This window comes from Streptomyces gottesmaniae (genome assembly GCF_031845845.1).
GTDB lineage: Bacteria > Actinomycetota > Actinomycetes > Streptomycetales > Streptomycetaceae > Streptomyces > Streptomyces akebiae.
In genome coordinates this window covers 151865-169311 of sequence record NZ_JAVRFJ010000020.1, presented here as the reverse complement: position 1 = coordinate 169311, position 17447 = coordinate 151865, and the positions used below count along the sequence as shown (strand labels likewise).

Annotated in this window: 13 protein-coding genes; 12 read left to right on the top strand and 1 reads right to left on the bottom strand. The window is 69.6% G+C overall.

Annotated features, from left to right (window positions below; translation table 11 throughout):
• Positions 1-563 precede the first annotated feature (563 nt).
• Positions 564-2960: a DEAD/DEAH box helicase gene (locus tag RM704_RS23395; protein ID WP_033528239.1), complete on the top strand. Its 2397-nt coding sequence runs from the start codon at positions 564-566 to the stop codon at positions 2958-2960.
• 96 nt (positions 2961-3056) lie between these two features.
• Here the strand turns inward: RM704_RS23395 and RM704_RS23390 are convergent, their stop codons facing one another.
• Entirely contained in the window at positions 3057-3242 is a 186-nt protein-coding gene (locus RM704_RS23390) for a DUF8636 domain-containing protein (protein ID WP_282089577.1), read from the bottom strand.
• Between the two features lie 157 nt (positions 3243-3399).
• On the opposite strand from RM704_RS23390, the gene tap reads away from it, so the two are divergent.
• From tap to RM704_RS23335, 11 genes are all read left to right on the top strand, one after another.
• Positions 3400-5499: a telomere-associated protein Tap gene (gene tap, locus RM704_RS23385; protein ID WP_033528237.1), complete on the top strand. Its 2100-nt coding sequence runs from the start codon at positions 3400-3402 to the stop codon at positions 5497-5499.
• Between the two features lie 2 nt (positions 5500-5501).
• Positions 5502-6062 carry a telomere-protecting terminal protein Tpg gene (gene tpg / locus RM704_RS23380; protein ID WP_311591144.1) on the top strand — a complete coding sequence of 187 codons (561 nt, stop codon included), beginning with the start codon at positions 5502-5504 and terminating at the stop codon, positions 6060-6062.
• 93 nt (positions 6063-6155) lie between these two features.
• Positions 6156-7520, top strand: a complete 1365-nt coding sequence (locus tag RM704_RS23375; protein WP_192829691.1) for a TniQ family protein — start codon at positions 6156-6158, stop codon at positions 7518-7520.
• Between the two features lie 383 nt (positions 7521-7903).
• Complete coding sequence (locus RM704_RS23370) at positions 7904-8596, top strand: TnsA-like heteromeric transposase endonuclease subunit (RefSeq protein ID WP_078937190.1); 693 nt, start codon at positions 7904-7906, stop codon at positions 8594-8596.
• Complete coding sequence (locus RM704_RS23365; RefSeq protein WP_033528234.1) at positions 8593-10791, top strand: TnsB C-terminal domain-containing protein; 2199 nt, start codon at positions 8593-8595, stop codon at positions 10789-10791. Before RM704_RS23370 ends, RM704_RS23365 begins: the two co-directional genes overlap by 4 nt.
• Entirely contained in the window at positions 10785-11813 is a 1029-nt protein-coding gene (locus tag RM704_RS23360) for a TniB family NTP-binding protein (RefSeq protein ID WP_033528233.1), read from the top strand. Before RM704_RS23365 ends, RM704_RS23360 begins: the two co-directional genes overlap by 7 nt.
• A 98-nt stretch (positions 11814-11911) precedes the next feature.
• On the top strand, positions 11912-15139 hold the full coding sequence (locus tag RM704_RS23355) for a Helicase associated domain protein (protein ID WP_033528232.1): 3228 nt from the start codon (positions 11912-11914) through the stop codon (positions 15137-15139).
• Between the two features lie 46 nt (positions 15140-15185).
• Positions 15186-15416 carry a hypothetical protein gene (locus RM704_RS23350; RefSeq protein ID WP_033528231.1) on the top strand — a complete coding sequence of 77 codons (231 nt, stop codon included), beginning with the start codon at positions 15186-15188 and terminating at the stop codon, positions 15414-15416.
• Entirely contained in the window at positions 15413-16390 is a 978-nt protein-coding gene (locus RM704_RS23345) for a hypothetical protein (RefSeq protein WP_033528230.1), read from the top strand. The genes RM704_RS23350 and RM704_RS23345 overlap by 4 nt, the downstream gene beginning before the upstream one ends.
• Before the next feature lie 66 nt (positions 16391-16456).
• Complete coding sequence (locus RM704_RS23340) at positions 16457-16780, top strand: hypothetical protein (RefSeq protein WP_033528229.1); 324 nt, start codon at positions 16457-16459, stop codon at positions 16778-16780.
• Positions 16781-17019: 239 nt separating this feature from the next.
• Positions 17020-17421, top strand: a complete 402-nt coding sequence (locus RM704_RS23335; protein ID WP_052146325.1) for a helicase associated domain-containing protein — start codon at positions 17020-17022, stop codon at positions 17419-17421.
• Positions 17422-17447 lie beyond the last annotated feature (26 nt).

The following is a 17447-nucleotide window of genomic DNA, read 5'->3' as shown; positions in this document are numbered from 1 at the left end:
GCGGGATATGCAGCGCTGGCGCGCTGCATAGGAAACGGCTCCGCTGACGCTTCGCCAGATTCCCGCGCAAGCGCGGGAATCGAATTCCGCAAGCGGAATTCTAAATGCGTATCAATTCGCGCAAGCGCGAATTGATGGAATCCCGCAAGCGGGATTCTTGGGGCTGGCAGTAAGGGGTGTGCATCAAGCGCGGGTCTGTGTAGGGCTTGGGATTCCCAGCCACCACCCCTGCAACGGATATGACAGGTCGTCGGCCTGACGGAGTGCCGGCCTCACGGTAGCGACGGGTTCCGCTGCGCTCCACCCTGAACCCCTCCCCCATCGTCTGACTGTCCCAATGTGTTCACCAACACCCTGTCAGCATATAGGACAACCTGCCGTTCGTGGATGGGATTGAGTCAGGTGTCACCCTCGGGTGCAGAAGTTGGTTCGCAGTGATGCATCACGAATCGTCTCTGTGTAGAGTCTGGGATCAGATGCTACACCCCTACCGCCGCGCACCCTTGCGCCTGGTTTCCATTTGCTATTACGCGCTGCATTCCGCGAAAAGGAGAACACGGGGCATGTCCGTGAAGCTGCGTGACCACCAGATCGAGGCCGTTGCTGCCATTGTGCGCGGTCTTGATGTTCCGCCGGGTGGAATTCCCTGGAATGGTCTTCGTGGGCAGGTGCACGCTGCGTGTGGCACGGGGAAGACCATCATGGCTGCCGCGTCGGCGAGGCAGCTTGTGCCCAGGGGACGTGTGCTCGTGCTGGTGCCGACCCTGGACCTGCTGGCGCAGACGGTGAGGGCGTGGCACGAGGCAGGCCATAAAGGGCCAGCGGTGGCGGTGTGTTCGCTCCAGGACGACCCGGAGCTGTGGTCGTTGAAAGTGCGCTCCACGACGAACCCGATCCAGTTGGCGCTGTGGCACGGCTCCGGGCCCGTGACCATCTACGCGACGTACGCCAGCCTGGGTGTCCTGGCGGAGGCGTTCGAGGGTGTCTACGGTCAGAAGCTTGATCCAGTAGACCTTGCGGTGGTTGATGAGGCCCATCGGACAAGTGGCTCGATGGGTAAGGCGTGGGCGGACATCCATGACCAGAGCGTCATCCCGGCCTACCGGCGGTTGTACCTGACGGCGACGCCGCGGATCTGGGAGGAGCGGCTGAACCGCGAGGTTGCCGAGGGGGTGCGGGATCCGCTGCCGCGGGAGATGGCGGCGAGCATGGATGACGAGAAGGTCTTCGGGCCCGTCCTGTACAAGCTTTCGCTCGCCTCTGCCGTCTCCCGGGGCCTGTTGGCGCGGTACCAGATCATCGTCCTGGAACTGAAGGACCCGGTTGTCACGCCCGAGCGGCTGATGGGCGAGGAACGACACACCGAAGAGGTCCGCGGGCAGCGCCTCGGAGCCCTCCAGGCCGCGTTGCTGCACACGATGGCGCAGCACAACCTTCAGACGTGCATCACCTTCCACCACCGGACCGTCGAGGCCCAGGCGTACGCGGAGGGCCTGGAGCGGGTGGCCGCGAAGCTGCACGCTGATCAGCCCGAGAAGTACCCCGCTCGGATCTGGGCCAACTGGCTGTGCGGCGAGCACGTCCCCGAGCGCCGGCGGGAGGTCCTGGGTTCGTTCGGGTCCACGGCGCAGCGGGCCGTGCTCTCCAACTGCCGTGTCCTGGGCGAGGGAGTGGACATCAGAGCGGTGGACAGCGTTGCCCTGTTGGACCCCAAGGGTGCTCCGCACGACATCGTCCAGGCCATCGGCCGGGCGCTCCGTCAAAAGCCAGGAGAAGGCAAAGTCGCCTCCCTGATCGTACCGGTATTTCTCCAGCCCGGAGAAAAGCCCGAGGATATGTTCACCTCGGGATCGTATCGCCCGTTGGTGAAAGTCTTGGAAGGTCTGCGCGCTCACGATGAAGAGGCCGTGGAATTGCTCGCGATTCCGCAGGAGCCTCAGAAGGACGTGGCGCAGTCGTCGGTGAACATCGGTGTCGCGCCAGAAGAGGGCGAGGAAGAATCCCGGTTGCTGCTGCGTTTTGCTGCCCCCAGGGATCCTGTGATGGTCGCGGACTGGGTCAGTTTCAACGTGATCGACACCGAACGCCAGGACTGGGCACGCGGCTGGGCGAAACTGAAGACGTACGTCGAGCGGGTCGGGAACGCGAGGGTGCCCTACGGACACCGCGAGGGTGCGACACCACTTGGACAATGGGTCGCAGAACAACGACGCGTCTATACAGCCGGGCAGATGACCGGCCAGCGCGCCCGACGGCTCGAACAGCTCGGCATGGTCTGGTCCCTGGCCGATGAGCGGTTCCAGGAGAACCTTGAGGCCGCGAAGGCGTACTACGCGCAGCACTGGACGCTGTGCGCGCCCCGCTCCGCGAAGATGCTGGACCGGCCGTTGGGGATGTGGCTCGCGAATTTGAGGCGGCCGGGTGCGCTGGATGGCCACCCGGAGTGGAAGACGGCGCTGGAGGCCGTGGACGAGGACTGGAAGCCGGAGTGGCCCGCGGAGTGGCAGCGGCACTACGCCGCGCTGCGCGAGCTCGTGCCCGGCGAAGACGGCCAGGCCGGCGGGGTCCATGTCCTGCCCGGCGTCACCGTCCACGGCATGGACATCGGGAAATGGCTGGCCAAGCAGCGGACGCCGAAGGTCTGGCAGGTCCTGTCGGACGGGCAGCGTGAGCGCCTGGAGCAGCTCGGCATCGTGCCGGTGGCCCCCGAGCCGGGAACACCCGCCAAGGCGCCCGCCACGGCCTTTGGGGCCTTCGAGAAGGGCGTCGCGGCCCTGGCGCAGTACAAGGCCCGCGAGGGCTCTGTGACGGTTCCTCGGGCCCACGAAGAGATCATCGTGGTTGACGGCCAGGAGCACGTCGTGAAGCTCGGAGTGTGGCGCAGCAACATGCGCAGCAGGCGAGACTCGCTGCCCGATGCACGGCGCCAGTTGCTCGCGGACCTCGGTCTGTTCGAGTGAGGGATGGCTCAGGGGCTGGTCGACGCTGTTGCGTGGCGGGGGCTGCTTGCTGGGCGGGACTTCTGCTCGCAGAGTTCTGTCTGCGTTCCGCTTCGTTCAGGAAACCGGCTCGGGAACGTCACCCGGCCTGACCGGCACGATTTCGACTCGGGTGCAGCCCACGGCTTTGAGTTCGGTGCGGCGGCGCTTCGCCGACCGTTTGTCGTACCTGCCGGCCGACGCCTGCGGGGCACCGTCAGGGTCGGTCCACAGCAGACCGTAGTGCTGCATCACGCTCGTCATGGCGATCACACTTCCCCTCCCCGACGACCGTAAGCACGCTGCGCGAAGCCCATCGTCGGCAAACTCGCCGCACCCGCCGCGCTGGAATGGGCGCATCAAGGTTAAGGAGTGGGATAAGTTTACGGTTAAGGATTGCCTGGAGCGAGGGTGCAGGGTCATGCCATCCGAGGAAGAGCTGTTCGCGTCCGTCGACGCTCTGTTGAACGAGGAGCCGCGCCTCCCGCCTCCGGCGGAGCGTGCCCGGCTGCGTGAGGCCGCCGGCATCACCCAGGCCCGCCTGGCCACCGCGTTGAAGACCACGACCCAGTCGGTGAAGAACTGGGAGAACGGCCGTAGCGAGCCGAAGTCGCCGCGCCTGGACGCCTACCAGCGGCTGCTGAACGGATGGGCGGCAAAGTACCCCGCCCCCGGCGCCGTCTCGGCTGCCGCGACGGCGCCAGCTGCGTCCGCCGCACCGGCCGCGTCCAAGCTGGAGACGACAAACGCCCCTCAGCCTGTTGACGTTCCAGGGGCGGGACCGGCGCGTCCCGCCACCCCGGCTGGGGCGACATCGCGGCGTCCGGCCCCTAAGAAGGCTGCGAAGCCGGCAGCCGATCCGCGGTTCCCGCATGGGCCGCTCGCTGTGCTCGACGGTGACGGCTCCGCGTACGGGGTGGACGGCATCGTGCTCGACTGCCCCGCGGCCACCGTGGTGGAGCTGGTGGAGTGGACGCTGCGCGAGTCCGGGCTCGGTGCGCCACGTCTGCACCGCAACGGCAAAGACAGCGACCCGCTGATCGTGCTCACCGCCGCGGCCGCCGTGAATCTCGGGCTGCCCGAGCGCCTGGAAGGCCACGAGCAGCGCCGCTCCCTGCGTCTGCCGGAGGATCACCCGGTGGTCAAGCAGGTGGTGAAGGCGAAGTGGCGGCTCACCCAGCGCGGGTTCGGGCCGTGGGCAAGGATCTACCGCAAGGCCCAGGGGCGCGAGCGGCAGTGCGTGCAGCTGGCGATCCTGCCCTGGGACGCTCTCGATGAGCGGTCCTGGCCCGGCGTTGCGGAGATGGAGCCGGCCGACATCGCGCGCGTCCTGGGGGTGTACGCGCAGCGGGTCATCACCCCGCGAGGGTCGACGGCCGTGTCCGGGCTGGAGCTGATGACGGCGCTGCGCCCGCCCACCCGCGCGGTGCAGGACCCGCTGACGGGGAACTGGGTGCCCGGCCACAACCCCGGCTCGCTGGGCACCGAGCCAATGGACCCGGCGCCGCCGGAGGCCACCCCCGAACACCCGGTCGTCGTCGACAGCGGCTGGAGCGGCGGGTTCCTGAACGAGGAGGCGTACCAGTGGGTGCGGCCGGTGGACCTGCTCAACGATGAGGAGTGCACCCTGCCCTTCGCGGTCGGCCTGGATCTGAACACCGCCTTCCTTGCCGCCGCGGCCCGCCTGGTCGTCGGCCTGTCCGCCCCCGACCACTTCGTGGGCCCGACGTTCAACCCGAAGATCCCCGGAAGCTGGCTGGTCGACCTGTCCCACGTCGAGGTGGACCCGTGTCTGCCCTCGCCCTTCACACCGACCGGCGAGCGTCCGACGGGACCGGCCTGGTACCAGACACACACCGTCGCCTACGCCCAGGAACTCGGCTACAACGTGGCTCCCCTGGAGGGGTACCTGCGCCGCGAGACCGGCGCGTACCTGGACCCGTGGCACGACCGCCTCAAGGCCGCCTACGTTGACACCCTCGCCGACCTCGGCGTCACCAAGGACCTGAACGACGCGGAGTTCCTGGCGGCGATGGAGCGGCACAAGGAGGTCGACCCGGCGATGGCGGCCGTCCTGGCCGCCATCAAGGCCACGGTGAAGGGCGGCATCGGCAAGCTGCGCGAGCGCCCGCAAGGCAAGAAGTACAAGGAGGGCGAGCCGTGGTCGGCCCTCCAGCGGCCGACCTGGCGCCCCGACATCCGCGCCGCCGTCATCTCCAAGGCCCGCATCAACATGCACCGCAAACTGCGCAACATGGCCACCATGACGGGCCTCTACCCGCTCGCCGTACTCTCCGACTGCGTCGTCTACCCCTCACCGGGCGACAGCCCCCTCGACTTCCTCCCCTACGCCGCCTCCGGCAAGCCCCAGCCCGGCGGATTCCGCCTCGGCCCCACACCCGGCTTGGCCAAGCTCGAGGGCGTCCAGCCGATGCTGTGGGCGGTCGACCTCATGGAACAGGGCCACAACCCCGCCCGCCACATCAAAGGCGGCGACGCCGTCCACGACGAAGGAGAGTAGCCGTGGCCGGAGAGATCGACGACGCCATCGAACGCGCCGACCGGGAAGCCTTCACCCGCCAGCCACCCAAGACACTCCAGGCACGCATCAACTTCCTGATGAAGCAGCTCAAGACGACCAAAGCAGTCGCAGCGGAGCTCGGCGTCAGCCAACGGTCGGTGGAGCGCTACCGCAAGGGCGAACGCAAACACCCGCCCCAGGCCATCGCCGAACGGATCGACGACGCCGTACGGCAGCGGTGGCAGCCCCAGGTCCGCAAACGCCGCCGCAAGCAGGCCGCCACCACGCGCGGCATCACGGTGGAGACACGGGCCCGGTTCGGGTACACCGCACCCATCGGCACCACTGACGACGGACGCTTCCGGCGCCTGACCGTGCACCTCCCCCCCGCCTACGCGCAACGCCTGTTCGACGCCCGCAACACGGGTGCCAGCGACCAGGAGATGCGGGGGATCATCGCCGAAGGATTCAAAGAGATCTACTTCCAGGACGGCGGAGCCCGCGCTCTGGGACTCTCCGACGTCACCCTCAACGACATCGACTACCTCGACCTCGACTACTGACCCGGCGCCGACCGGGGCAGGAACCTGTCCAGTCGCGTTGCGAGCCGAAGAGGACATCGGGGGTGAGGTGTGGCCGCAGGTGTGTTGCGAACCGTGCCGCTGGCAGGGGAGCTGACCGCGTCGCTGATCAGCCGGGTGGCTGCCCGCTACGGTCTCGCAGCCAGCAGCGTGATGCGGCTGTGGACGTGCCGCAACTCCCCCAGCCGGCACGACGGCGGTGGTGTGAGGGCAGATGCGGAGGTCGTCCTCAACGGGGCCGGGCGGGGTGTGCTCGCCGAGCTGTGCGGAGTGGAACCGGCGGTGCTGGCGCGCGCTCTGCCGTCGTTCACCGTGGACGATCCCACGATCAGCACCGGCCGGGACGCCTCCCTGGCGCAGGCACGGTGGCGGGCGGCAGTCGCGGTGGCGGGGGATGCAGCGTTCGGCTGCCGCCTGTGCACCGCGCGGCGCACCGGGCAGGCCCTGCGGGCGGTGCGGTATGTGCCGCGCCGGCAGCGGGTCTGCCTGCGGCACGGGCGCTGGCTGCTGGACGCGGACGCCGACCAGCCGCTGGAACACCTCGATCTGCGCCTGCTGCCGGAGGTGGTGGCCGCGCAGCGGCGGTGGCCGGGCGTGGCACGGCGTGCGGTGCGCGCCGGGGTGGAGCCGCAGCAGGCGTTCACGCTGGCGCATGCGGTGGTGGCCCGCTGGTGGGAGCAGGCTCTGTACTGGGAGCAGGAGGAGGTCTGGCCGCGCCGTCTGCACCACTTGGCAGGCGGCAACGCGGGATCACAGCTTGGGTGGTGGCGGATCGTGGGCCGGGACGCGGCGATCTTCCCGGAGGTGACGGCCGTGGCACAGGCGCTGCTGGAGCCGGCCATGGCCGAGGTGGCCTGGCGGGCAAGCGGCGGGATGCAGCCTCGGGCGCGGGGCGCCGACGATGCGTTCTGTCACCGGCTGGGCGAGCTGGTAGGCCGCACATGGCTGGGACCCGAACTTGCGGCTGACCACGGCAGCCCGCTGAACGACTGGAGGGGTGCGATCGTGCGCGCCCGCCGCCACGAGACGGGGCCGGCCGGGTGGCGGGAGGATCCGTGGCGGCTGAAGCGGGAGCAGCAGCCCGCCACGATGGCTGGTCAGCTGCGCGTCCTGGCGGCAGAAGCCCGGTCGGGCGGCTCGGGGACCCGGTGGCGGGCTACGGTGAGCGCCGAACAGCGGTTCCGTATCACGCAGTTGGTCGACGAGGCGCGTGAACAGCTGGTGGAGCTGCGCGGCGTGCACAGCGGCACCACCGCCGAGGTGGCCCGCACCCTGCTGGAGCACCTCAGCCGCAGTGCCGCCCTGATCGATGAGGCCCTCGTGCACACCGCCACCGCGGCCGTCGCCGCCGGGGTGGCACTGGAGGAGGTCGCCGCGTGGTCCCGCCTGAGCGCCCAGGAGCTGGCCGAGGTACTCGCGGCGGGTGAGGTCGGGGACTGACACGGCCGGCAGCTGCCGAACGGCGGCGCGGGCCAGTCGGCAGTCGGCCAGCCGTTGCCGACAAGGTGCTGCGCGGCGGGGTGAAAGTGCAGAACTCTACACTGACACCGGTGCCGCCGCCCGGCGCCCTGGGTGCCCCGCGCAGCCCAACAACCCGCGATTGCACCGATGTTGCGGTTACCGGCTGGTTCTCCTGCGCGGCAGGTCAGGCATGGCGTTGTGTGGGGTACGTGATCATCGACAGCAGCCAGGAGGCCGCATCGTCCGCGGTACCCGAGGGCGGGTGCCGCATCCCCGGGCCGCACAGCACGGATGGTGCTGTGCGACGCGAAGGCGGTTCGGCCGTAGACGCCAGCCTGATCGATGTGCGCTTTCGAGACCCTCTGGGGTGCTCGCGTCAGGTCCCGTGGCTTGAGGCTGCGCAGGACGTCCCTTTCGAGGACTCTCCTGCGGTACGGCCTTTTCCCGTCCGGCCCGGGCGGCGTGTGGCTCCGGGTTGGTGGTGGTCGTCGACGACCGGGCGGCTGGTGGCGTACGGGTCCGGTGTCATGCGGACCGAGTTGATGCTGCTGGACCGGGATCCGGCGGTGGTGGCGCTGGCCTGCCGGCCGGTGGAACTGGTGTGGCGTGAGGACGGCAAGGCTGTCGGTCATGCGCCGCAGCTGATGGCCAGGCTTCAGGACGGCAGTGGCCTGTTGCTCGACTGCGCGGGACGCAGCGGGCCCTCTGCCCGGCTGGCGGCGCGGGCACGGGTTGTGGCGGCGGCCGCCGAGGCAGCGGGCTGGTCCTACCGGCTCGCGGAGCCGCCGGATCCGGTGCTGGTGGCCAACGTGCGGTGGCTGGCAGGTTACCGGCATCCCCGGTACGCCGCGGGTCCGTGGATGCCGGCTCTGCTGGAGGCCTTCGGCAGTCCGCGGCCGGCGGTGGAAGCGGTGTGTGGGCTGGGGGATCCGATCGCCGTGTGGCCTGCGGTCTTTCACGCGCTGTGGAGCGGGGTGCTGCGGGTGCGGCTGGACGAACCGCTGCACGAGCGCGTGGTCGTCTCGGTCGCGCGGCAGGAGGCCGAAGCGGCGTGACGCAGGTGGTTGTCGAGGTCGGGGCGCGCCTTCGCTACGACGGACGGGTATGGACGCTCGCCGTGCTGGAAGGCGCCCGGGCCACACTGGTGACCGACGAAGGCGCCGCGGCGGTGGTACTGCTGCCCTACCTGTTCGCTCATCCGTCCTTTGAGGTGGAAGGCGGGACGGCGCCGGGGAGGGTGCCGCCGTTCGGCCTGCTGGAGGCACTGCCGGTTGAGGTGCGGGAGCGGGCTCTGGCGTGGCAGCGGCATGTGCGGGAGGTGGAGACCGGCTTCCCTGACACGGTCGGGCAGAGCGCCCCGCGTGAGCAGTTCGATCCGGCCACGCGGAGCCTGGCGCAGCGCGAGCGGGCGAAGGCCGAGGAGCTGACGGCGGCGGGCTGGTCGGCGAGTGCGGCGACGGTGCGCCGGATGCGGGCGCGCTACCGCAGCGAGGGCTTGTGGGGGCTGGTGGACGGCCGGGCGGTGAGGGAGCGGTCGGCGGTGGGGCGGGCCGATGAGCGGGTGGTCGCGGCGGTCAGGAAGGTGCTGGAGGGGCAGCGGGAGCGGTCGACGGGCACGTTGGTGCGGCTTCGCCGCCGGGTGGGGTGGCTGCTGGAGGAGGAGTACGGCCCTGGGGTGGTGGCGCTGCCGCCTTCGTCGACGTTCAACCGGCTGGTGCACGCGGTGGCCGACGGCCAGGGGCTGCTGGGGACGGCGGCGCAGCGGCGGTGGCATGTGTCGCGGCCGGCGCCGCCGTTCACGCCGACGGTGGCACTGCGCCCGGGTGAGCTGGTGATGCTGGACAGCACGCCGCTGGACGTTATGGCGGTGCTGGACGACGGTGTGACCGGCCGTCTTGAGCTGAGCATCGCGCTGGACGTGGCGACGCGCAGCATCTGCGCCGCGGTGCTGCGTCCGGTGGGCACGACGTCGGTGGACGCGGCGATGCTGCTGGCGCAGATGGTGGTGCCAGCGCCGATGCGGCCGGAGTGGGATGCGGCGCTGTCCATGCAGCGGTCGGTCATCCCGTATGAGCGGCTGATCGCGTTGGACGCGCGCCTTCAGGGGGCGGCTGCCCGGCCGGTGATCATGCCGGAGACAGTGGTCGTGGACCAGGGCCGGGTTTATGTGTCGGCTTCGTTCGTCTCGGCGTGCGAGAGCCTGGGCGTGTCGGTGCAGCCGGTGCCGCCGGCGAACGGCCCGGCCAAGGGGAACGTGGAGCGGACCTTCCGCTCCATCGCCGACGGGTTCAGCCAGTACCTGCCGGGCCACACCGGCTCGGACGTCTCCCAGCGGGGCGCGGCCGCGGAGCAGGATGCCTGCTGGAGCCTGGCACAGCTGCAGGAGCTGCTGGACGAGTGGGTCATCTGCGGGTGGCAGGAGCGCCGGCACGAGGCGCTGCGGCACCCGATGATGCCGCGGGTCGCCGTCTCACCCAACGAAATGTGGGCAGCTTTGGTGGCCGTGACGGGGCATGTACCAGTGCCCTTGTCCGCCCACGACTACGTCGAGCTGCTGCCCCTGCGGTGGCAGGCGATCAACGACTACGGCATCCGCTTCGGCTACCGCACCTACGACCACCCCGGCCTGAACCCCTACCGGCGTCGCCGCTCACCGCGGGCGGACAAGAACGGCCGCTGGGAGGTCCACCACAACCCCTACGACCCGAACCGGGTGTGGGTGCGCCTGCCCGAGGGATGGCTGGAAGTGCCGTGGGTCCACGCGGCGGGGGTGAGGCGCCCGTTCACCGCGTTCACCTTCGACCACGTCCGCCGCACCGTCCAGCGCCGACATGGCCGTGAAGAGCACGAGGCAGCGATCGCCCAGGCACTCGATGCGCTACTGCGCCGTGCCAGCCAGGGACTGGGCAGCAGGCGAGAGCGGACGGTAGCCGCCCGCGCCCAGGCGGCCGCGCAGATGACCGATTCCGCTCCCGCCACCACCGGGCAGCAGTGGCCAGTGCCTCTGGCGCCGGGGGCCTCGTTCGGGCTGCCCGGCTCCTTCACCGTCCCGCTTGAAGACGGCGACGGCTGGGACACCGACGACAGCCTGGACGACCTCGAGGACGACCCGGACGGCGAGGACTACCTTCTCGCCGCCCTCGCCGACGGCCAGGACACCGCGGACCAGTCCGCTGGGCAGACACTGGACGCCACCGGGGCGGGCGGCATGCGCATCTACGACCCGTACCAGGAGGCTCAGGCATGGTGACAGCGGCGCAGCCCGCCACCACGAGCACGTTCAGTCCGCTGACCACGTGGGACGGGTGGCAGCAGTTCGTCGACACGCCCCACGCACCGGCACGGGAGGCCGACGACCAGGAGTGGACGCTGGAGCAGCGGGAGGACTACCACGCACGGTTCGTGGTGCTGAAGACCCCCGCCATGGACACCATCTCCACCGCGGTACGCCGCCTGCTGCTGCTCAACCGCGGCCAGCAGGGCGGAGCCCGGCGCGGCCTGATCATCTCCGGGCCGGCCACCACCGGGAAGACCACCGCGATGCAGCAGCTCGGGCGCACCGTCGAACTCGCCGACCGGCGCCGCCACCCCAACCAGGACGGGCGTCTGCCGGTGCTGTTCATCACCGTGCCGCCGTCCTCCACCCCGAAGATGCTCATCAGCGAGTTCGCCCGCTTCCTCGGCCTGCCCGCCCTGGAACGGATGAACCAGATCCAGATCACCAACGCCGTGTGCGAGCTGCTGTGCGAGATGAGCACCCAGCTGGTCCTGGTCGACGACGTGCACCTGATGGACACCCGCAGCCGGGCCGGCGCCGAGACCTCTGATCAGCTGAAGTACCTCGGCGAGCGGATCCCGGCGACCTTCGTCTACTCCGGCATCGACGTCGAATCCTCGCCGCTGCTGACCGGCGTGCGCGGCTCCCAGCTCGCCGGCCGCTTCAAAATCGTGCGCAACCAGCCCCTGCGCTACGGCAGCAGCGCGGACAAACAGATCTGGCACGACCTCGTGCGCAGCATGGACAGCGCCTTGCGGCTGCGCCATCACCGGCCGGGCACGCTGGTCACGCACGCCGCCTACCTGCACGCCCGCACCGGCGGCCGCATGGGCAGCCTCTCCCACCTCATCCGGGAAGCCGCCCTGGTGTCCCTGCTGGACGGCACCGAGAAGATCACCAAGAAGCTCCTCGAACAGATCGAGCTCGACAGCGCCGCCGAACAACGGGCCCGGGCACCGCACCGCCGCCGGATGCCCTCGCAACGCCAGCCCTGACCTGCGCGTCCGCCCCAACTGTCCGTCCTGATCCCCCATTTGGCGACTACTTGGATGCAGATGCATCCGAGCCCGCCAGGAACGACCTCTGCTCCCTCATGCTCGACTCTCTTCCACCACAGCCGCAGCCGCCTCGGACAGCAGAGGCACGTCCGGGGCCGGTTCGTCTCGCCCCGCTGCGCGGCGAGACGAACCTGTCGTACCTGGACCGGCTGGCCGACCGCTACCGGCTCGGCGTCAGAGACCTCATCCCCGCCCTGCTCCAGGTCGGCGGAGGCCTGTTCAAGGGCTACCGCACGGACGGCGAGGTGTACCTCAACGCCGAAGCCCGCGCCCGCGTCTCCGCGTTCTGCCGCGTGCCCGAGGAGATCCTTCAGCGGGCTCTGCCCGCCTGGACCGCCCAAGAGCCCGTCTCGCCGGACGGGGCGGGTGCGGCCGGGCGGTTCCGGTTCGGGGCCGTGGTGCCGGCCGCGGGGGAAGGCTGCCGGCTGTGCACGGCCACACGCACCGGACGGACCAAGCCCGCCCGGCTCTATCTGCAGCCGCACACCCGCATCTGCCCGCGCCACCGGCGCTGGATGCTCGGCACCCACTGGATCGACGGCGCGCCGGCCGACACCGAGCAGGTCGACTTGGTGGAGCTCGCGGAGGTGGTCGCGGCGCACCGGCGGCATCTGGATCTGCTGCGCCACCGGCCGGACGCCGCCCGCGCGTTCGAGGTCGCGCATGCCGTCGTCGTCTCCTGGTGGGCACAGCAGTGGCCCGAAGAAGAGCAGTGGCCCCGCCGGGTACGCCAACTCACGCCCCAGGGGGCCGATCCCGGCTGGTGGCGGCTGCTGGCCAGGGACGCGGTCACCTACCCCGAGACCGTCGCCCTCACCTCAGTCCTCACCGACGCACGCACCAGGCAGCGAATGCTCGCCGACACCGGCGGACATCTGCCCCACACGCTCGCTCACGCCCCTGGTCTGGTCACCCAGCTGGCGCGGGTGACGAACCGGCCGTGGCTGCCCGAACAGATCGCCTCCACCTCGGCTGGTCCATTGCTGCTCTGGGTGCAGCACTGCGTACGAGCCGACGCGGACACAGCCGTCGCCGACCGGCTGTGGACGCTGCACATGGCACACCGGCCCCGCCCCATCGCCCGCGAACTCACCGCCTACCGCGACATCGCCAACAAGGGCGAGAACGCTGCGGGTGGTACGCGGCTGCACCTGGGGCTCCGGCACACCTCGGACCAGGCATTCACCACCGGCCTGGCCCACGCTCGCGCCTACGCTGCGGTCCACGGCCATCTCGCCGCTCCGATCGGCGAGCGGTTCAACGGCTTTGCCCTGGGCCGGTGGCTGTCGAACCACCGGAAATTCCCCGCGATGCCACCCGAACACGTCGCGGAACTCGAGGCGCTGGATCCGTGGTGGAGACCGCCGTGGACGGTCATGTGGCAGCGTTCCTACTACGAAGCCCGCGACCACGCCCGCGCCCGGGGCGGCCTGCGGCCCGAACACGGCTTCCCCGCCACCAGCTTCGGCCTGGGCGAATGGCTGTACAACCAGTGCACCGGCTACGACGACCTGCACCCCGCACAACAGCGCCTCCTGGCCTACATCGGCCTCACCCGCGACAGTGCCCGGGCGGCCCGGCCCCGCCGCAAGCACATGGCCACCCACTTCCAGCGCGCCCTCGCCTGCGCCCGCACCTTCGCCGAAGCCCACGGCACGCTGGTGAACGCGACCACCGACACCGTCCAGGACGGACTGAAGCTGGGACAGTGGCTGTCCAACCAGCGCAGCAAAGACCGCGCCCACCAGCACCACCACTGCACCCCCTCACCCCGGGCGCAGGCGCTGTCGGCAATCGATCCCTGGTGGAACCCGCCCTGGACACTGGAATGGCAGCGCTCCTGGCACCAGGCACACACCCACGTCCAAGGCGGCCACGTCCTGGACGCCGCGGCAGGATTCCCCGGCACCAGCAGCGCACTCGCCACATGGCTGACCACCCAGTGCGCCCAGTACGACACCCTCCAGCCCGACCAACAGGACCTGCTCGCCCGTATCGGACTGACAATGGAGACCGCGCGCGGCGCTGCCGCCCGGCCCGCCGAGCGCGAGGCCGACTTCGCCGTCGGCCTCGGATACGCGCGCTCCTACCACGCAACGCACCGAACCCTCGCCGCCGCGATCGACACCGTCCACGACGGATTCCAGCTCGGACGATGGCTGCGCCGGCAACGCCAGCACGCCCGTACCGACGCCGACCGGGGTACACCTCCCTCTGCCGCGGCGAAGGCGCTGAACAAGATCGATCCCTGGTGGTGCCCGCCCTGGAGCCTGGCGTGGCAACGCGCCTGGCAGCACATCCACGACCAAGTCCGAGCCGGCCACCGGCTCGACACCGACCACCACTTCCGCAGCTTCGCCCCCACCCAACGCGCCTGGCTCCGCCAGCAGCGCACCCACTACGACGACCTCCACCCCGACCAGCAGCGCCTCCTGGCCGACATCGGCCTCACCCGCGAGAGAGCCCGCACCCGTCCCATCAACCCGTACGCCGAGACCGCACTCACGCATGCCCGCGCCTACGCCGCCACCCACCACACCCTGGCCGTGGCCTACTCCACCGTCCACGACGGCTTCCCGCTGGGGCGCTGGCTGAATGACCAACGCCAACAAGCCCGACGCGATGCCACCCCCAACGCCCGCCACCAGGCATTGACCGCGATCGACCCGTGGTGGAACCCGCCCTGGGACCTTGCCTGGCAACGCGCCTACACCCGCGCCCGCACCACACAAAACCGCCCCACCGGCCTGCCGGCCGACGTCAGAAGCTGGATCAGAGCACAACACGCCGCCTGGACACATCTACGCCCCCAACAGCAGAAACTCCTGACCGACCTGGGAATCACGCCCGGCTCAGAAGAAGCCGCCGGCCCCCGCCGGACCAGCCGCGTCTACCTCGCAAGCCCCGGAGTCACCCACGCCCGCGCCTACGGGGCCCTCCACGGCCACCTCTCCCCCAGCACCGACACCCACCACGACGGCTTCCCCCTGGGCCGCTGGCTGGTACAAACACGCCGCAAAGCCCGACAAGGCCGCCTCTCCCCCACCACCCCCCAAGCCCTCGACACCATCGATCCCTGGTGGAACCCGCCCTGGCCCAGCATCTGGCAACGCACCTACCAACAGGCTCTGTTGCACTACCGCTCCGGCCAGAAGCACTCCCCCGCCCTCCAGCGATGGACCGAGCGGCAACGCACCCGCTGGACCACCCTCCACCCCCAGCAGCAACACCTCCTCACCACCATCGGCATCCACCCCGGATAGAACCGACAACACCACCACTGTCAGACCCATACGGAACAATCCCGCCATGGGCGAATCCCTCGCGACACAGTTCCTCAGCGCGGACCTCGATACGGCCTGCCCCGCCTGCGGCTACCTGATGTGGATCCGCTACTCAGAGGTCGTGGCCCAGACCGCCGTGACCTGCCCCTGCTGCTACACCCACATCTGGCTGGTCGACGAGACCGGCAGCGCACAGAACGCAGGCGACGTCGTCCAGCAGCAGATCGCACAAGCTCTGAAAGGCCTCTTCCGGTGAAATACCAGCAACGCCTCCAGGTCGCCGTACGCGAACGCCTGCGCAAACTCATGACCGCGTCCTACTCCAGTGCCGGCCACGAAGTCCACCTCGCCGTCACCTGGATCAACAGCCAACCGGCCCTCAAAGGCCTCCTCGAGGAGGCGTCCCGGGCAGAGCCAGGTGTAGACCGGGAGCGGTTCCGCACCGGACTGACTCGCAGCGGCCGGTTCGTCTGGCCCAGCCGAACCGAGCAAGGGCGAGCCGCCCTCATCTGGGAACTGATGCAGGACATCGCTTCCAAAGAAGCGAGCAACCCCGACGTCGGGCTGCGGACCGCGATCGGTTACAGCATGCAAAGGCGCCATCAGGACAGCTGGCGAGAGTTCGCCGAGGACATCCTGCAGCCCCTGTTCGACTTCCTCAGCGAACGTGTCGGCGCCGAAAGCAGCATCCTGCACACCCTCGAGCGCTACCGCACCCGCATCGAATGGTTCGACCGGGAGGAGCTCTACACGCGCTTCACCGCCGACACCGCCAACGGCGAAGAGGTCTACAACCTCGACCTCCAGCGCTTCCTCTTCCTCGAAGGCGACCACATCACCCACGCCAAGCCCCGCTCAGCCTCCGGCGAAGCCGACCTCATCGGCGACCTCGACGGCCGTGACCCCCTCGTCTGCGACGGCAAGATCTTCGACGGCAAGAGCCGCGGCAAGAGCTACCTCGTAAAAGGCGTGCACCAGATCATCAAGTACGCCCACGACTACGGGCAGCACACCGCCTACCTCGTCATCTACAACATCACCGACAAGCTCCTCGAACTGCCCACCGACGGAACCCCCGGTGCATGGCCCCCGTACACCAAAATCTCGGGCGTCCGCGTCTACTTCATCCACGTCCGCGTGGCGCCACCCACCACCACCGCCAGCAAAGCCGGCAAAGCCACCCGCGTCACCCTCACCCACGACGACCTCACCAATCCCGACACCACCTGACGTCCGATTCAGCAGATACCTTCGGCGGTCCATACCTCAGTCACACGCCACCCGTTAGGAAGCACCGTGAACAGCCGGGACCGCATCCCGTACTTCCGCTGGCAGCGCCACCTACCGCGCATGATCCAGGACCGAAGCGCGGGCCTGATGATGGCCGCAGCGGCGGTCATAGCCCTCCTGTTCAGCGTCATCGGCGGTCTCGCTGAGCTGTCCAGCCCATCATCAGATCCGTGCCAGCGGGCACGTGACATCGCCGACGAAGCCCGCCCCGCTGACGGCAAAGTCGACTCCGGCATTGAGCGCGAGCAGGCCATCGAACCAGCAGGCGATTGGCTCGATGCCGCAACGGAATGCCGACAGAGCGGCGGCGACCCAGGACCCGGGTTCTAGCCACCCACACCACAGAGCACCGGCGCCCCATGACATCTCAAGTAGCGACCCAGGAAAACTGCACCACGCTCGATCAACCTGCACACATCACATAAACGCAGGTCAGACAGCCACCGCCGCACCCAACCCCACACACCGAGGACCCGACCCACCAGGAGGACCCCACCCACAAAACTGAGAAACCCCAGCTCATAGCCACAACAGCCACTCAGAACCACTAGGCGACGACACTATCCACTGTGCCTGGGGAGATCGTCGTCCAGGGCGAGGACCTCGGGCGGTGGGCCAGAGTCCAGCGCACCGCGGCCGTATGGGACGGCTTGCTGCCCGCCCAGCAGTGGCTGCTCACGCAGGTGCTGCACCTGACGCCGGACCAGGAGCAGCCTGAGGCCGGACCTGCGCCAGGCCGGCAGAGCGTCGTGGGCAGGACGCGGGCGCAGATGTGGGCCGATAACCTTGCCGCTGCCCGCCAATATCATCAGCGGGAAGGACACTTGAACGTCCCTCGCCAGCACGTGGAAAGCGTGGGGGGCGAGGACCGTGCGCTAGGCGTGTTCATCGCCAACTGCCGGGCCCGCCAGCAACGCCTGGCCCCTGAGCGGGTGCAGGAACTCAGTGCCGTCGGGATGAAGTGGGCTTGAGGAATCGCGTGCGGAGGTCGTCGAGG

Coding starts and splice junctions, on each gene's coding strand:
- RM704_RS23395 (WP_033528239.1), top strand. CDS start 564: ATGTCCGTGAAGCTGCGTGACCACCAGATCGAGGCCGTTGCTGCCATT.
- RM704_RS23390 (WP_282089577.1), bottom strand. CDS start 3,242: ATGACGAGCGTGATGCAGCACTACGGTCTGCTGTGGACCGACCCTGAC.
- tap (WP_033528237.1), top strand. CDS start 3,400: ATGCCATCCGAGGAAGAGCTGTTCGCGTCCGTCGACGCTCTGTTGAAC.
- RM704_RS23360 (WP_033528233.1), top strand. CDS start 10,785: ATGGTGACAGCGGCGCAGCCCGCCACCACGAGCACGTTCAGTCCGCTG.
- RM704_RS23355 (WP_033528232.1), top strand. CDS start 11,912: ATGCTCGACTCTCTTCCACCACAGCCGCAGCCGCCTCGGACAGCAGAG.
- RM704_RS23350 (WP_033528231.1), top strand. CDS start 15,186: ATGGGCGAATCCCTCGCGACACAGTTCCTCAGCGCGGACCTCGATACG.